The sequence below is a fragment of the Acidaminococcus nyctereutis genome, assembly GCF_052216985.1.
In the GTDB taxonomy this organism is placed as follows: Bacteria; Bacillota; Negativicutes; order Acidaminococcales; family Acidaminococcaceae; genus Acidaminococcus; species Acidaminococcus fermentans_A.
Map to the genome: position 1 here is coordinate 1 of NZ_JBQOUY010000009.1, position 16223 is coordinate 16223.

The following is a 16223-nucleotide window of genomic DNA, read 5'->3' on the forward strand; positions in this document are numbered from 1 at the left end:
TTCCGTTCTCGGATTTTACTGCTTTCGATGGTGAAATTAAAATAAAAACAGACATGAGCAAAAATCGCTCACGTCCGTGTGTGGTAGATGAATTGGAGCTTACCCCAACATTTGACAAAGAACCAGAACTATCCACATGCAGTTTCGAGTTTCCACAGACAGGAAGGACTGCTGTTTTCAAATCCACCCGTTCAGATTCCTCAGCTGTTCCTTCTCTTTCCCCTTCCTGTGTTGATAAATCGATAGCCCCAACTATCCGATTTCCGTTCATAATGGGAATCGAAAGAGACGTGATATAGATTGTTTTCTGATTTCTCGCCTTTAAAGCCTGATGCTCTACATATACCGGCATCCCCAGTTCCATGGCCTTTATCGTTGTACTGGTCTCTGCCGACATATCTTCATAGATTTCATAAAAATTCTTTCCCACAAGATCATAATCAGATTCTGCTCCCGAGAGTTTTTTGTTCAATTTTGCAGAAAATAAGATTTCGCCATCCGAATTTATGATGGTTATCCCATCAACGTATCCTTTTCCCTTAAAAATTTGGCTCAAAATTTTCATGGCTTGTTCTCCTTATCGACTTTATCCCTATGAGTAAAAGTAACAGATATCTTCAGGAAAAACAAGCCATAGGAAAAGTCATCATTCATCACTGACTGCCGGTCTGTCCAGCGGTTCGTCTATCCACCACCAATGGAAGAGCCGGTTTACAATGACACATCCTGCTGTAATAAGCAAATAGATCCCGATGAAAGTCCAATGCTGTCCATTTAGCAGCATAATAGGGCCGGCTGACCAGGCAAATAATTCAAAAGGCGTCGTGAGAGGTCCTGCCAAAGCCGTATCATTTAAAGTCTTTGACAGATTTTCCGGATCGACAATCCGCAAAAGGATAAATCCGATAGCAAATACGCCTGTCGAGTAGCCAAATACAAAAATCGAACGTTCAAACCAGCTCCCTTTGTTCATGCCAGCGCCAAAATACATCAGCGTTGCAATAACAATCAGTTCCCCGAAAACCAACAGCATAAACAATGGTACTGCATATTTGACGATAATCGAGATTTTAATGGATGCAATGCCAAAGAACACCAGATAATCAGTTGCTGTCCCAGACAAGCGGCTCATGATGTTGTTATCGACATAATTGCTGACACCTGTCTTCTTGAAGAGAATAAAAAGCAGGAAGGAAAAAATAAAAGCCAGCAAATAAGAAGGCAATTCAATGTGGAAATTGGTCTCAATCAGCTTATTCAATACGATTCCAACCCCAGATGCAGTTAAAAGGATGGCCAAATGAAAGGCAATTGGATCAAGGACCATAGAAGAGATGGTTTCTTTTCCAATAGAATTCCGATGCGATTCTTCAATCAAACCGGTTTTCAAATCACCAGAAATAAAAGAGAAATTTTTAATATACTTTGTCCAACCCTTTTTAGTCCCTATATTGATAAAAGCCAAGCCACCAAAGATGCCAGAGAGGATTCCAACTGTTGCACACGTCATCGCAATATCAGTTCCGTCTACAAAGCCTAATTTAGCAAAAACCGACCCTACCGCAGCCGCAGTCCCGTGTCCGCCAGAAAAGCCCGCTGCCAGGCAGAGACCAAATCCATAACTGATTTCTGGAAAAAGTTTAGAAATCACCATAATAGAAAATAAAGGCCCCAAACAGAACTGGATTGCCTGTGCCAGCACTTTATAAGAAAAATAGGATCCCACTCGGTCGATTTCAGCTTTAAACCCTTTTTTCGAAAAGCTAAAACCGCTTATCCCCACAGATGCAAACACAATAATTATCAAAAGTCCTGAATAAGACCCAATAGACTTTGAAAAAGGCAATATGTCTAAGCCTTGGGACCCAAGTGCCAAAGCCAGGAAACCAGCAATCATACTTGCCGGGACAAAATATCTCTGGACAAATTTTACTTTGGAACGGATAAGCTGTCCTATCAAGATAAATACAGAAGCTATTGCAAAATCCATTAAAACGGCTGTCGTGTTCATCTTTTCACCTCTGTTCTTAGAACGTACCAATTTAAAACAGTGCTGAAATATACGATTATTCGTATTTAAGATTTAACAAACAGTGGCTGTTATCAAAAAGGCCAGGATAGATTCCTGTCCTGCTACCATAACAGAAGCAAGCAGGAATCTATACGCTCCACTAAATATATAGGTGGTTTTATGCTCTCCAAAAATAAAAGGAGCAAAGCCACTGTCTCTCAAGAAAGAATCATCAAAGTTTAATATAATTTTGGGAAACTGTTTTCGTAGCGTTTGGCGCTGGATCAAGTTTTCTGTCCGAAATCCCTAAAATTTCTTCCGGCCGGATCCAGGGAATATTTTGAAGAGCACTGGTTTCTTCATGTGTCAGATATCCTTTGTAAGTCGTCAAACTTCTTCTCAGATAGCCATCTCGGGCACAGGCTTCAGCCAGACCATTCTTAGCGATGTTCCTAAAATGCGGAAGAACGGATGCGGCATAGGCAATCGACGTGGATTGCGCAATCGCACCAGGGATATTGCTGACACAATAATGGACTACACCCTCTTCAATATAGCGGGGATTGGCATGGGTTGTCTCGTGGAACGTTTCAATACAGCCATAGTCATTGCTGATATCAACGATGACTGAACCTTTTTCCATAGAACGCACCATTTCCCGCGTAATCATAAAGTTTTTGGCATCTTTAGGCCATCTGACACAATTGTAGACTACATCAGTGTGAGGCAGGATTTTCGTTAAATTATATCGATTTGAGATCATCGTATCAATTTCTTCATTAAATTGTTTTCCCAAATCCCGTAAACATCCTATATTGATGTCCATGACAGTCACTTTTGCCCCCAGAGCATGAAGGACTCCAGCACAAGCTCGGCCTACCGTTCCCCCTCCCACAACAAGCGCCGTAACGCCGGGGGCACCTCCAAGGCCATTTACGAATTTGCCTTTTCCACCATTGATGGAAAGCAAAGATTCCAAGCCGAACAGTGCTCCCTGTTTCCCGGCTGCTTCACAGTTCGGAGAGCCATAGCGGTGAGAATCTTCTGCCGTAATGGAGATGCATTTACTTTTAAGCAAGGCTTGGACTTCTTCAGGATGAGCAGCCGGATGTATACAGGTAAACACCATTTGATTTTCTCGAAGTAAATCAAATTCACAAGGCTCCAATTCTTTGACTTTTGTCACAAAATCACACTTGGCATAAATTTCTTCTTTTGTATCATAGAATTTAGCTCCTTCTTGCGCATAAGCCTGATCCGGAAAGCCGGCTTTTTCACCTGCTCCACGTTGTACATACACTTCGTTCCCATCCTGGATCAGCATACTTACTTCAGCAGGAGTCGCAATGACACGAAATTCTCCATCTTTGATGTCCTTTAAAATACCAAATTTCATTTTCTTCGCCTCCAAAAATATGTAGTATCGCAACAGTTACTTACATACGTGCAAATAATATGCCAAATTGTTATATTCCTAAAAACGTGATTTTTCCTATGATTTTGAATAATATTCGGAAATTCATCGGACATAAAAAAGACCAAAAATGAGCATAATGCTCATTTTTGGTCTTTTTAAATGCCCATTTTTGGTCATATCAATAGGTATGACGGTAAAATGAAGAGGTCCTGGCATGTGTATGATTTTCACACATGCTGCAGCTCTTTGTTATTCTCCCTTGATGGTCTTGATGATCAGCTTGTTCACCATGCCCGGATTGGCTTTGCCCCGGGATTTCTTCATGATCTGACCCACCAGGAAGCCGATGGCTTTATCCTTGCCGGCCTTGTAGTCGGCTACGGATTGGGGATTGGCGGCGATGACTTCGTCCACCATGGCCTGGATGGCCCCTTCGTCGCTGACCTGTTCCAGTCCCAGCTTCTTCACCAGGTCTGCCGGTGCTTCGTCCTTCTTCAGCATTTCTGCAAAGACTTTCTTGGCCAGTTTGCTGGACAGCACGCCCTTTTTGATCAGAGCCACCATCTGTCCCAAGTGAGCCGGAGATACGGGGAAATCCCCGATGCCGCAGTTGTTGCTGTTCAGGTAAGCGGACACATCTCCCAGGATCCAGTTGGCCACCCCTTTGGCATCTTCCGTTTCCGCAGCAGCTGCATCGAAGTACTCAGCCATCTTCTTGTCGGCCACGATCAGTTCAGCGGAGTAGTCGTCCAGGCCCTTTTCGTCCATGAGACGGGCCTTCCGGGCATCCGGCAGTTCCGGCAGTTCGCTCTTGGCCTTTTCCACCCATTCTTTTTCGATGATGATGGGCGCCAGGTCCGGTTCCGGGAAATACCGGTAATCGTGGGCTTCTTCCTTGGACCGCATGGAGAAGGTCATGCCCTGGGCATCATCCCAGGTACGGGTTTCCTGGACCACATGGCCCCCGTCTTCCAGGATTTCCTTCTGCCGTTCCACTTCGTATTCAATGGCTCTTTCCAGGGCCTTGAAGGAGTTCAGGTTCTTGATTTCTGCACGGGTGCCGAATTCCTTGGCCCCTACGGGCATAATGGAAATGTTGGCATCGCAGCGCATGGAGCCTTCCTGCATCTTGCCGTCGCAGACCCCGGTGTACTGGAGGTAAGCCCGGAGTTTTTCCATATAGGCACGGGCTTCCGCCGCAGACCGCATATCCGGTTCGGATACGATTTCGATCAGAGGCACCCCGGCCCGGTTGTAGTCCACTGCAGAGAAATCAGAGGTGCTGATAGAAGCACCGGAATGGACCAATTTCCCGGCATCTTCTTCCATATGGATCCGGGTGATGCCGATCCGTTTGGTTTCCCCGTCCACATTCACGTCCAGGTGCCCGTTCAGGGCGATGGGCTGATAGAACTGAGAAATCTGGTAGGCTTTAGCCAGATCCGGATAATAGTAGTTTTTCCGGTCGAATTTGCTGTAGCGCTGGATTTCGCAGTTCACGGCCAGAGCAAAGCGCAGGGCAAATTCCACCATTTGTTTGTTGATGACGGGCAGAGCCCCGGGCATACCCAGGCAGACCGGGCAGACATGGGTATTGGGGGCACCGCCGAATTCCGTGGAGCAGGAGCAAAAAGCCTTGGTCTTGGTTTTCAGTTCCGCATGGACTTCCAGACCGATTACGGTAGTATATTCTGTCATTATTTCAAACCTCCCAGAGGTGCCACGGCTTTATGGAAATCCGTAGCCTGTTCAAAGGTATACGCTGCCCGCAGCAGGGTCTCTTCGCCCAGGGCCTTGCCGATGAGCTGGGCTCCAACCGGCATGTTGTCCACGAAGCCGCAGGGGATGGAAATACCCGGCAGCCCTGCCATGTTCACGGGGATGGTGGTCACGTCCAGCATATAGACAGTCAGAGGATCCATCTTAGCATCCAGAGGATAAGCCACCACCGGGGAGGTGGGAGTCAGCAGAAGGTCACATTTTTCAAAGGCATTGGCGAAGTCCTGACGGATCAGGGTCCGGACCTGCATGGCCTTGTTATAGTAGGCATCGTAGTACCCGGAACTGAGTACGTAGGTTCCCAGCATGATCCGGCGGCGGACTTCCTTGCCGAATCCTTCCGTACGGGTCTTGCGCATCATTTCCGGAGCGCTTTCTGCAGCCATTTCCCGGAAACCATACCGGACACCGTCAAAACGACCCAGGTTGGCAGAAGCTTCTGCCGGAGCGATGATGTAATAGGTGATCACGGCGTATTCCGTATGGGGCAAGGAGACTTCGATCACATGGGCTCCCAGTTCTTCAAATTTCTTGGCAGCCAGTTTGATCTGGGCGGCCACTTTGGGATCCGTACCTTCTCCGAAGTATTCCTTAGGCAGACCGATGGTCAGGTCTTTCACATCCTGGCGCAGGGCTTTGGTGTAATCCGGCACCGGAGCGTCGTAGGAGGTGGAATCATGGGCGTCCAGGCCGCTGATGGTATTCAGCACCAGGGCGGCGTCGGTCACGTCACGGGCAATGGGCCCGATCTGATCCAGGGAGGAAGCAAAGGCCACACAGCCGTACCGGGAAACCCGGCCGTAAGTGGGTTTCAGCCCTACACAGCCGTTGAAGAAAGCCGGCTGCCGGATGGAACCGCCGGTATCAGAGCCCAGGGACCAGATGGCTTCCCCGGCTGCAATGCTGGCTGCGCTGCCGCCGGAAGAACCGCCCGGTACACGGGACAAATCCCAGGGGTTATGGGTGATCTGGAAATGAGAGGTTTCTGTGGTGGACCCCATGGCGAATTCATCCATGTTGGTCTTGCCCAAGAAAACGGTCTCGTCTTTCCGCAGGTTTTCGATGACATGGGCATCGTACACCGGCACGAAGTTTTCCAGGATCTTGGAGGCGCAGGTCATCCGTACACCCTTCACGCTGATGTTGTCTTTGATGGCGCCGGGGATCCCGGCCAGGGGTTTGATGGATTCGCCGTCGGCGATCATCTTATCCACTTTAGCGGCCTGGGCCAGGGCATTTTCCTTGTCCAGGGTAATATAGGCCTTGACCTGGTCTTCCACTTCGTCGATCCGGTCATAGACCGCTTTCGTCAGTTCCACGGAGCTGATTTCTTTTTTCACCAGCTTTTCATGGAGCTCATGTGCAGTTTCTCTGTATAAAGCCACTGTTCTGCCTCCTCTTATTCGATCACCCGGGGAACTTTGAAGCCGCCTTCATATTCCTCCGGAGCATTCTTCATGGCGTCCTCATGGGACAGGCTCACAACAGGAACATCTTCCCGCAGCACATTGCTGATGGGAAGCACATAGGGAGAAGGTTCGATCCCCTGGGTATCCACTTTCTTTAAGATTTCAGCATAATTCAAAATCTGGTTGAACTGCTCAACGAACTTGTCCATTTCATCGTCCGGAACATTTAACCGGCACAGATTTGCGATATGCTTTACATCATTGACTGTAACGCTCATTTTTTCACCGCCTATCGAAAATCTATTCCTGGCAGGGTGTCAGAGCCTGCCGGAACCAGTTTTACCAAATGATTATATCACAGGTCCTGCATTTAGAAAACCATTTTACCCCGCTTTCCCTGTCTGGATGCCGTTTTCAGGCACTTGACAAATTCCCCTGGAACAAGTAATGTATTCCTATAAAAATACTATGTGTTCATGGCATGATCGTGCCTGCAAGGAGGAAAAAATCATGAAATTCACTACGGCCTGTATCCACGGAGGCGGCCCCAACGATGCTACGGGGGCTGTTTCTCCGGCTCTGTATCTCACGTCCACTTTTGCCCATCCCGGCTTGGGACAGTCCACCGGCTGGGCCTATACCCGGGAATCCAACCCCACTCACGCCAGGCTGGAAAAAGTCCTGTCCACCCTGGAAGGGGGCACCGATGCCCTGTGCTTTTCCTCCGGCATGGCAGCCATCGATGCGGTGATGCGGCTTTTTGCCCCTGGGGATCACATCATCACTGGTTTCGACCTGTATGGCGGATCCTTCCGGCTGTTCCAGACCACCTATGAACCTCTGGGGCTGTCTTTTACCGCCGTCCACACCAGCAATCTGAAAGCAGTGGAAGCAACCATCACCCCGGCCACCCGGGCCATCTACCTGGAAAGCCCCACCAATCCTACCATGGAGATCACCGACCTGGAGGCCCTCAGTGAGCTGGCCCATCAGCATCATCTGCTGGTGATCGTAGACAATACCTTCCTGTCCCCTTATTTCCAGCAGCCCCTGACCCTGGGAGCGGATATCGTGCTCCACAGCGGCACCAAGTATCTGGCCGGTCACAACGACCTGTTGGCCGGCTTTGTGATCAGCCGGGAAGCGGACGTGGCCGCCCGCCTGCGTACCATCTACAAGACCACCGGGGCCCTGCTCAGCGTCTTCGATGCCTGGCTCATGCTCCGGAGCCTGAAGACCCTGCCAGTGCGGATGAAACAGCATCAGGAAAATGCCCTGTATCTGGCCCAGTGGCTGGAACAGCAGCCCCTGGTGGAAAAGGTGCTGTACCCCGGCCTGCCGAACCATCCAGGCTATGCCATCCAGAAGAAACAGGCAAAGGGCTTCGGAGGGATGATTTCCTTCTACGTAAAATCTCCGGAAGCCGCCAAGACCATCCTGGAAAAGATCCAGCTGATCCAGTTCGCCGAAAGCTTGGGGGGCACCGAAAGCCTACTCACCTATCCCATCACCCAGACCCATGCGGACCTGACCCCGGAAGAGGCGGAAGAAAAGGGCATCACCCACACCCTGCTCCGCTTCTCCGTAGGTCTGGAAGACAAAGAAGACTTGCGGAACGACCTGGCCCAGGCCTTCGCACAGTGTGAATAAAAAATTGGGAGCTGTTGCATGAGCAACAGCTCCCAATTTTTTATTTCTCCAACAGCCGTACGGCTTCGTCCCCCACTTCTTTGGTGGTGGCGGTGCCGCCCATATCCGGGGTCAGGACTTTCTTTTCCACCATCATGGTCTCGATAATGTCGATGAGCTTCTTGCCCCAGTCCTTATGCCCGAAGAAGTCCAGCATCTGGCTGGCGGACCAGATGGATGCCAAAGGATTGGCCTTGCCCTGGCCGGCGATATCCGGTGCGCTGCCATGGATCGGTTCGAACATGGAAGGATACTTCCGTTCCGGGTTCAGGTTGGCCCCGGCCGCCAGGCCCATGCCGCCGGAAATGGCCGCCCCCAGGTCCGTCAAGATATCCCCGAACAGATTGGAGCAGACAATGATCCCGTACCGTTTAGGATCCTTCACCATGAACATGCTGGCCGCATCTACCAGGTAGGAATGGGTCTCCACATCGGGATATTCCTTCCCCACTTCTTTGAAGATCTCATCCCAGAATACCATGGAATAATTCAGGGCATTCCCTTTGGAGATGCTGGTAAGGGATTTGTGTTCTTTCCGGGCCAGGTCGTAGGCATACCGGATGATCCGTTCCGTACCGAACCGAGAGAACACGCTGTCCTGGATCACCACTTCCCGAGGGGTATCCTTATATAGCCAGGCACCGGCACCGGCATATTCCCCTTCGCTGTTTTCCCGGACGAACACCATATCGATATCTTCCCGTTTCACTCCGGCCAGCGGGCAGGGAGCCCCTTTCAGCAACTTCACCGGCCGCAGGTTCACATACTGGTCGAAGCTCTTACGGATCTTGATCAAGAGGCCCCGGAGAGAAATGTGGTCAGGGACACCAGGATAGCCTACGGCCCCCAAGTAAATGGCATCGAAATGGGACAATTGTTCGATACCGTCTTCCGGCATCATTTCCCCGTTCTTCAGATAATATTCACAACCCCAGGGGAAATAGGTGAAATCGAAGGCAAAAGATCCATCCAGTTCCGCTGTCCGGTTCAGCACTTTAATGCCTTCCGCCAGCACTTCCGGCCCGATTCCATCCCCAGCGATCACCGCAATCTTGTAGATTTTCTTTTCCATATCCTGCCCCTTCTTTCCAAAGACTTTCAAAATAAACATGGACGTGATTTCTCTTTCATGCTATTACTATAATACAGAAATGATTTTTTGTGAACGTTCTGTCTCTTAGTTAGACAAACTTAAAGTTAGGCAAATACCAAAAGATAAGGAGGTCATCCATGGCTATCACTCCGGAACAGATCCGGTATTTCATCACCGCCTGCCGGTACCAGAATTTCACCAAAGCCGCTGAAGAGCTGCATCTCACCCAGCCCGGCCTCAGCAAGGCCATCCGGGAACTGGAAGCACAATGCGGCGCTCCCCTCTGGGAACGGAGGCACAATGCTCTGACACTTACGGCTGCAGGAAAGTTTTTCTTAGAACAGGCCCAAAAATTCCAGGAACAGTACGAACAGCTGGAATACACCGCCCGTTCCCTGGGCTCCGGAGAAGCCCTGTTGCGGATCGGTCTGGTCCCCATGTGCGGAAACACGATTTTCCCCGCTCTCCACCGTGCCCTCCAGGAAGCCTGGCCCCAGCTGCGCATCATGACCACGGAAGCCACCGGTCCCATCCTCTATTCCCTCCTGGACCAAAAAGAGATCGACTTGGCTCTGTGCGTCACCAATCATCTGCCGGGGAATCCCTACTCCTGCTACGTGCTGAAAGACAGCCGGCTCATGCTTTTTGTCCACAAAGGCCACCCTCTGGCCTGCTGTTCTGAAGTGGACCTGAAAGACCTGGACGATGAGCCTCTGGTGCTGTTCACCGATCAGTTCGGCCAGACCCAGTACCTGCGCCGTCTCTTTGCGGCCTGCCAGATCCATCCCCGTATCCTCCATCAGACCACCCAGGTATTCACCATTCTGGAATACATCCGGCACCAGGCAGCAGTGGGCTTCCTGTCTGAAGAATTCGCCCAGGACGAAAAGAATCTGGTAGCCATTCCCGTAAAGCAGATTGCCACCGGTCACGTGAATTTTGTCTGGAACCGGGATCCGGAGCAGTTCCCGGCGCTGAAGCAGTTTTTGGCATTTGTGAAAAAGAAGTGGCCCCGGCAGGGGCAGCAGGACCAATCACTGCTCTCCAGTCGTGAGGCTCTATAGCTAGGAGAGAGTGCTGTACAAAACGTGCAGCACCCTCTCTCTTTCATCCTATATTCTCTTACTTCGCCATCAGCTGTGCTACCAATTGCTCCAGCTTGGCGATCCGCTGGTTCTGTGCCTCCAGTTCCCGATCCTGGCTGGCCAGACGATGGATCATGGCCTGCCGGTCCATACTCGCATAGGGACTGGATTTCCCCAATTTGAAGCTCAGTCCGGCATTGATCATATTTTCCCCATTGCCGAAGTTTCCGGCCACACTGAGCATGGTCCGGACATCTGGGCGGTAGAAGGCCCCTACAGCCATGGCACTGGCATCCCGATAGTTGCCGAAGCCTACGGCGAAATCCCATTTGTCATCGGGATTGAAATCCTGGGGATGGAGTGCCGCTAAAGCTGCAGCCCCGGCCCCCACTTTGTTCAGACGGCTGTCCAGGTTGGAGATCCGGCCGTTGACCTGGTTGATGTTCCGGGTATTTTCTTCCACCCGGTTTTCCACGCCTTTCAGCTGCCCATAGTTCACTCCATCCGTCTCTTCTGTTCCCGCTGCCACGTTGGTGATTTTTTTACTGCCGGCATCCAGCCCATCCTTTGTCATAGAAGGACCGCCGGCAATGGTTACCCCATCAGAGGAAAGTTTCGTTCCCCCTGCGGTTACGCTGTCCACGGCAAGGTCTTTTTTCAGATTTACAGAAAGGGTATTCCCTTCCACTTTGGTTGACAGGTTGTTCCCATCTCCAATGATGTTCAGGGTTTCCGAAGGTTTGACCGCTGCAGACCCCTCATCGGCGGCAAAATTGGTGGCCTTGGTTTCTGCCAAGATTTCCAAGGGTTTCCCGTTCCCCGGGACTGTTTCCTGGGAATCGCCGGATCCAGAGCCCGTGCCTTCTGTCTTGGGTTCCACTTTTGTGCTGTCGGTCGCCGTTTCTCCCCCAGTCAGATTGGCACTGATGGTATAGCGCTTGCCTGCAGAATCTTTTTCGATTTTGATGCCGTCCCCTGCCAGCAGTTCCAATTTGGGAGCTGCATTTTCCATGGCAGCTTTCAGCTGTGCCACGTTCACCGCATCCGTATCCGCAGAACCTGCCGCCACTCGGGTGATCTGCCGGGTATGGGTGCTGTCCCCCACGGATACAGCTGCCCAGGAGGATTTCCATACAGGAGAATCCAGGGTGCTTGCCTGCTGTGTCCCAGGGTCCCAGCCAAAGATTCCTGCCTTCGTGTCGGCAAGAGAACCGGCACCAAGAGCCACACTGCCGTCAAAAGAGGCATTGGCCTTGAACCCCAGGATGACCGTTTCTTTATTAGAAGTCGTCAGCGGCGACTTTTCTTTCCCATTGCCTACAATCACGTTATTGGTCTGGCCTTCTGCCACAGTACGATAATCGCCGATCACCGTATTGGAATCGGCTCCTTTATTGATCGTGACACTCTGTCCCAGCACCTTCACATGGCTGGCATCGGTAATGGAACTGTTGAACCCATCCAGATAGTTATACTGGATTTTCTCAGAAGTGGTAGATTTCATGGAGTTCCCTACGCCCATGATTTGTGAATTCTGGGTCTTTTCAGCGCTGTTGGCACCGCCGATGACCAAGGTGGCACCGCCTGCGCTTTTAGCAACACCATCCATCAAAGCTTTCTGCATATCTGAAACAGAAGCAAAGTGCGTACTATAAGGAGAGGCATCAATATAGCTGCTTGATTCTTTTACACTATTTCCGGCCCCCATGACAATGGCGCCATTGCTGTTTGTCACTTTATTGGCAGTCCCCGCGATCATATTCGCGACGCCACTGCTGCTGCTTCCGGTCATGGATTCATTGGAATTGAAGGTCCCGACAACCGTTGCAAATGCATTTTTTGTCGCATTGCCCAAGGTATCCCAGCGATCTTTTGCTTCATACGGACTGCTCTGCACATTATAGCTGCCAAGAGTGGTCGCAAAGCCTCCCCCTGCATAAGAATTGGTTCCCAGCGTGGTAGACGCTACGCCAAACTGCCGCAATTGGTCAGCCGTGGTATCACCGATAGCAATCTTGTTTACTTCCAGGGTATGGGCACCGATTTCAATAGATCCTGTGCGGGCATAGGAATTCGTCCCTACGGCAATGGCTTCAGGCAGATTCTGCTTGGCATGATTGTTATCATGGATGTGCATGCTAAAGAAACCTTGATGGACTTTTTCTCCGAAGGAAAGCATGGACTCCTGGGTCCCTCCGCCGATAAAGACCTTGGCGTTCTTGCCGATGGCGATATTGGTCCCGTCGTTGGCCGGGCTGATATCGTAAGCAATGGGATGGGCGCCTTTCTCCACAATATCTTTTTCTGCCGCCATGGCCGTGCCGGCCATACCCGTCGCCAGGACAGCTGCCGCCAAGACAATCCTTTCTCCTTTTAACGTCCCCCCCCCGTGGACAAATTACGATGGGTCAGCTCCCGCAGGATTTCCCATTTCAAGTTTTTCCCCATAGATTTCTCCTCCTTCGATTTTCTTCATACTTTGCATAATTCCGCGCTATTGCTATGCTTAAGATTCTATCATCATTCTATTTTACTGTAAAGTGCATATGCTGTTTATTTGTTTTTTTAGGAATCGACTTATTTTATGTCTTTTTCAAAAGGACATTTTATCTTTATAAGGCGAGGAATCCGCATTTGCGAAAATAAACTACAAGGTAAAGAACAAGGCTGTGAAAGTCTTTCGCCAAATCATGGCTTTTCACTTTCACAGCCTTGTTCATTTCCATCCAAAGTCAGACGTGCCCCTGGACAGCTCTGTTATTTCATCACCAGCTGGCTCAGGTCAGCCACCTGGTTCACCTGTTTCTTCACCTGGTTCAGCAGAGCCAGACGGTTGTTCTTTACTTTTTCGTCCTTGTCCATGACCATCACCGCGTCGAAGAAGGCGTTGACAGGTGCGGCCAGTTCATCGTTGGCAGACAGCAGTTCTGTGTACTTCCGGTCGGCAGCCAGAGGAGCCGTTTCCCCGGCCACTTTTTCCACGTATTCATACAGGGCATTTTCTGCGGCATCCTGGAACAGGGCGGCATCCACAGGGACTTCTACCACATTGTTCTTGCTGATGTTTTCCACCCGGGTGAAGGCCTGGATGCTGTCAGCGGCTTTTTCCGTTTCCAGATAGGCAGCCAGGGCATCGGCCCGGACGAAGATGTCCGCCAGGTCGTCCAGTCCCGGAGCGGCCAGTACTGCATCCACCACGTCATACCGGATTCCTTTGTCCAGCAGCATGTTCTTAGCCCGCTGGGCGAAGAAGTCGGCCACTTCATCCAGCAGCTTGGCTTCGTTTTCCACTTCCACCGGCAGGTTCTTCAGGGTTTCCGCCAGCACCGCCCGGAGCGGGAAGTGCACTCCGCCGTCGGCCACGATGTTCAGGATACCCAGAGCCTGACGGCGCAGGGCGTAGGGATCCTGGGAGCCGGTAGGTGCCATGCCCCGGCTGAAGGTGGCCACAATGTTGTCTAATTTGTCCGCCACAGCCAGGATCCGGCCTTCGTTGCTCTGGGGCAGTTCATCTCCGGCAAACCGGGGCATGTACTGTTCCCCGATAGCCTGGGCCACTTTCTCCCCTTCCTTGTCCAGGAGGGCATATTCCTTGCCCATGGTGCCCTGGAGTTCGGTGAATTCCGTCACCATGCCGGTGACCAGATCAGCCTTGGACAGGAGGGCGGCCCGTTCCACGGCCTTGGCGTCCGTTTCCAGACCGGTGGCTTTCACCAGTTCGTCGCACAGCTTCTGGAGCCGTTCCGTCTTGTCATACATGTTCCCCAATCCGTGCTGGAAAGCCACCTCGTGGAGCCCTTCCCGGTGCTGGGCCAGGGATTTCTTCCGGTCATTGTCGAAGAAGAACACTGCATCGTCCAGGCGGGCCCGGAGCACCCGTTCATTCCCGTGGGTCACGATGTCCAGATGTTCCTTGCCGCCATTCCGGACGGTGATGAATTTGGGCATCAGTTTCCCGTCTTTGTCAAACATAGGGAAGTACCGCTGATGGTCCCGCATGGGGGTGATGATGGCGCAGTCCGGCAGACGCAGGTACTTGTCATCGATATGGCCGCACAGAGCCGTAGGATATTCCACCAGGAAGGTGACTTCTTCCAGCAGATCCGGAGAAATGGCAGCTCTGCCCCCTTCGGCCACAGCCAGGTCTTCGATCTGTTTCCGGATGGTTTCCCGGCGTTTGTCCACATCCACCATGACGAAGTTGTCTTCCATGGTCTTTTCATAAGCAACCGCATCCGGGATAGTGATCAGATGGTTGCTCAGGAACCGGTGGCCCCGGGCTTCTCTGCCGCTCTTCACATCGTTGGCTTCCACCGGGATCACCTGGTCATCCAGGAGCGCCACCATCCAGCGGAAAGGACGGACGAACCCGAAATCATAATCCGCCCACCGCATGGTCTTGGGGAAGTTCAGGGAATGGAGGATATCATCCAGGATGGCCGGCAGCAGGTCGATGGTCTTTTTGCCTTCCAGATGCTTCACAGCGTATACATAGCCGTCTTTCTGGACCAGATCCTTCACATCCACCCCCTGGCCTCGGGCAAATCCCTGGGCGGCACGAGTGGCATTGCCGTCCTTGTCAAATGCGATCTTCAAGGACGGCCCTTTGCTTTCCACATTGGAATCTTCCTGTTTTTCCGCCACACCTTCCGCCAGGAAAGCCATCCGGCGGGGAGTCCCATACACTTTCACCGTGCTGAAGGGGATCCGGGCTTCAGCCAGTTTCTTTCCGGCCAGTTCCTGGTATTCCTTCAGGATGCCGGGCATATATTGGGCCGGCATTTCTTCCGTTCCGATTTCATATAATAAATTTGCCATATCCATTACCCTCTCTTCAGCATGGGGAATCCCAGTTTTTCCCGTTGTTCCACATAGGCCGCCGCACACAGCCGGGCCAGTGCCCGCACCCGGGAGATGTAGTTGGTCCGTTCGCTGACGCTGATGGCACCCCGGGCATCCAGCAGGTTGAAGGTGTGGGAGCATTTCAGCACATAGTCATAGGCCGGACGGATGTTGCCGGTGAGGATGACCCGTTTGGCTTCCTTTTCGTACTTGTCGAACAGGTCGAACAGCAGGTCGATGTCGGCGATGTCGAAGCTGTACCGGGATTGTTCCACTTCATTGGTATGGAACACATCCCCGTAGGTCACATCCCCCACCCACTGGAGATCATAGACGTTTTCCACGCCTTGGATGTACATGGCCAGCCGTTCCAGGCCATACGTGATTTCCACAGCCACCGGTTTGATGTCGATGGAGCCCACCTGCTGGAAATAGGTGAACTGGGTGATTTCCATCCCGTCCAGCCACACTTCCCAGCCCATGCCCCAGGCGCCCAGGGTAGGAGATTCCCAATTGTCTTCCACGAACCGGATATCGTGTTCTTCCGGATGGATGCCCAGTTCCCGCAGGCTTTCCAGGTACAGTTCCTGGATGTTGCTGGGGGACGGCTGCATGATCACCTGGAACTGGTGATGCTGGTACAGACGGTTGGGGTTATCCCCGTACCGGCCGTCAGCAGGACGGCGGGAAGGTTCCACATAGCACACGTTCCAGGGTTCCGGCCCCAGTACCCGCAGGAAGGTGGACGGGTTCATGGTCCCGGCACCCTTTTCCACGTCATAGGGCTGGGCCATGATGCAGCCCTGGTTGGCCCAGTACTTCTGCAGGTTCAAAATGATGGTCTGAAAATCCATTTTCTCTCCTCCTATACAAAAACTCCCGTCTCTGTAATATAGAC

11 protein-coding genes and 1 pseudogene are annotated in these 16223 nt (G+C 51.6%); 2 read left to right on the top strand and 10 right to left on the bottom strand.

Features of this window, described 5'->3' with window-relative positions:
* From ACTUHY_RS05990 to gatC, 6 genes and pseudogenes are all read right to left on the bottom strand, one after another.
* Positions 1-565 (bottom strand): annotated as a pseudogene (locus ACTUHY_RS05990) (hypothetical protein); the annotation flags it as partial.
* A gap of 81 nt (positions 566-646) precedes the next feature.
* Positions 647-2011 (bottom strand): sodium/glutamate symporter, encoded by a 1365-nt coding sequence (locus ACTUHY_RS05995; protein WP_442826992.1) that lies wholly within the window; start codon positions 2009-2011, stop codon positions 647-649.
* A 232-nt stretch (positions 2012-2243) separates the two neighbouring features.
* Positions 2244-3407 (bottom strand): alanine dehydrogenase, encoded by a 1164-nt coding sequence (locus ACTUHY_RS06000; protein ID WP_442826993.1) that lies wholly within the window; start codon positions 3405-3407, stop codon positions 2244-2246.
* A gap of 270 nt (positions 3408-3677) precedes the next feature.
* Positions 3678-5126 (bottom strand): Asp-tRNA(Asn)/Glu-tRNA(Gln) amidotransferase subunit GatB, encoded by a 1449-nt coding sequence (gene gatB / locus ACTUHY_RS06005; RefSeq protein WP_442826994.1) that lies wholly within the window; start codon positions 5124-5126, stop codon positions 3678-3680.
* On the bottom strand, positions 5126-6592 hold the full coding sequence (gatA, locus tag ACTUHY_RS06010; RefSeq protein WP_442826995.1) for an Asp-tRNA(Asn)/Glu-tRNA(Gln) amidotransferase subunit GatA: 1467 nt from the start codon (positions 6590-6592) through the stop codon (positions 5126-5128). Before gatA ends, gatB begins: the two co-directional genes overlap by 1 nt.
* Positions 6593-6606: 14 nt before the next feature.
* The gene (gatC, locus tag ACTUHY_RS06015; RefSeq protein ID WP_075579648.1) at positions 6607-6894 is read right to left on the bottom strand and encodes an Asp-tRNA(Asn)/Glu-tRNA(Gln) amidotransferase subunit GatC; all 288 of its coding nucleotides are present in this window, start codon (positions 6892-6894) and stop codon (positions 6607-6609) included.
* Positions 6895-7126: 232 nt separating this feature from the next.
* Here gatC and ACTUHY_RS06020 point away from each other — a divergent pair, with 232 nt between their 5' ends.
* Entirely contained in the window at positions 7127-8266 is a 1140-nt protein-coding gene (locus tag ACTUHY_RS06020) for a trans-sulfuration enzyme family protein (protein WP_442826996.1), read from the top strand.
* A 40-nt stretch (positions 8267-8306) separates the two neighbouring features.
* Here ACTUHY_RS06020 and ACTUHY_RS06025 read toward each other — a convergent pair whose 3' ends face one another.
* Positions 8307-9377 carry a tartrate dehydrogenase gene (locus tag ACTUHY_RS06025; RefSeq protein WP_442826997.1) on the bottom strand — a complete coding sequence of 357 codons (1071 nt, stop codon included), beginning with the start codon at positions 9375-9377 and terminating at the stop codon, positions 8307-8309.
* Between the two features lie 158 nt (positions 9378-9535).
* Here ACTUHY_RS06025 and ACTUHY_RS06030 point away from each other — a divergent pair, with 158 nt between their 5' ends.
* Complete coding sequence (locus tag ACTUHY_RS06030; protein ID WP_442826998.1) at positions 9536-10462, top strand: LysR family transcriptional regulator; 927 nt, start codon at positions 9536-9538, stop codon at positions 10460-10462.
* Between the two features lie 58 nt (positions 10463-10520).
* On the opposite strand, the gene ACTUHY_RS06035 is transcribed toward ACTUHY_RS06030, so the two are convergent.
* The 3 genes from ACTUHY_RS06035 to glyQ all read right to left on the bottom strand — a co-directional run bounded on the left by ACTUHY_RS06035 (position 10521) and on the right by glyQ (position 16179).
* A complete protein-coding gene (locus tag ACTUHY_RS06035; RefSeq protein WP_442826999.1) occupies positions 10521-12839 on the bottom strand; it encodes a YadA C-terminal domain-containing protein in 2319 nt (772 codons plus the stop codon).
* Between the two features lie 401 nt (positions 12840-13240).
* Positions 13241-15301, bottom strand: a complete 2061-nt coding sequence (gene glyS / locus ACTUHY_RS06040) for a glycine--tRNA ligase subunit beta (RefSeq protein WP_442827000.1) — start codon at positions 15299-15301, stop codon at positions 13241-13243.
* A gap of 5 nt (positions 15302-15306) precedes the next feature.
* Positions 15307-16179, bottom strand: coding sequence for a glycine--tRNA ligase subunit alpha (gene glyQ, locus ACTUHY_RS06045; RefSeq protein WP_022487639.1), 873 nt, complete (start codon positions 16177-16179; stop codon positions 15307-15309).
* Positions 16180-16223 lie beyond the last annotated feature (44 nt).

Excerpts from the sequence above, each read along its gene's own strand:
- ACTUHY_RS06025 (WP_442826997.1), bottom strand. The coding sequence starts at position 9,377 with ATGGAAAAGAAAATCTACAAGATTGCGGTGATCGCTGGGGATGGAATC.
- ACTUHY_RS05995 (WP_442826992.1), bottom strand. The coding sequence starts at position 2,011 with ATGAACACGACAGCCGTTTTAATGGATTTTGCAATAGCTTCTGTATTT.
- glyQ (WP_022487639.1), bottom strand. The coding sequence starts at position 16,179 with ATGGATTTTCAGACCATCATTTTGAACCTGCAGAAGTACTGGGCCAAC.
- gatB (WP_442826994.1), bottom strand. The coding sequence starts at position 5,126 with ATGACAGAATATACTACCGTAATCGGTCTGGAAGTCCATGCGGAACTG.
- ACTUHY_RS06020 (WP_442826996.1), top strand. The coding sequence starts at position 7,127 with ATGAAATTCACTACGGCCTGTATCCACGGAGGCGGCCCCAACGATGCT.
- gatC (WP_075579648.1), bottom strand. The coding sequence starts at position 6,894 with ATGAGCGTTACAGTCAATGATGTAAAGCATATCGCAAATCTGTGCCGG.
- ACTUHY_RS06030 (WP_442826998.1), top strand. The coding sequence starts at position 9,536 with ATGGCTATCACTCCGGAACAGATCCGGTATTTCATCACCGCCTGCCGG.
- ACTUHY_RS06000 (WP_442826993.1), bottom strand. The coding sequence starts at position 3,407 with ATGAAATTTGGTATTTTAAAGGACATCAAAGATGGAGAATTTCGTGTC.
- glyS (WP_442827000.1), bottom strand. The coding sequence starts at position 15,301 with ATGGCAAATTTATTATATGAAATCGGAACGGAAGAAATGCCGGCCCAA.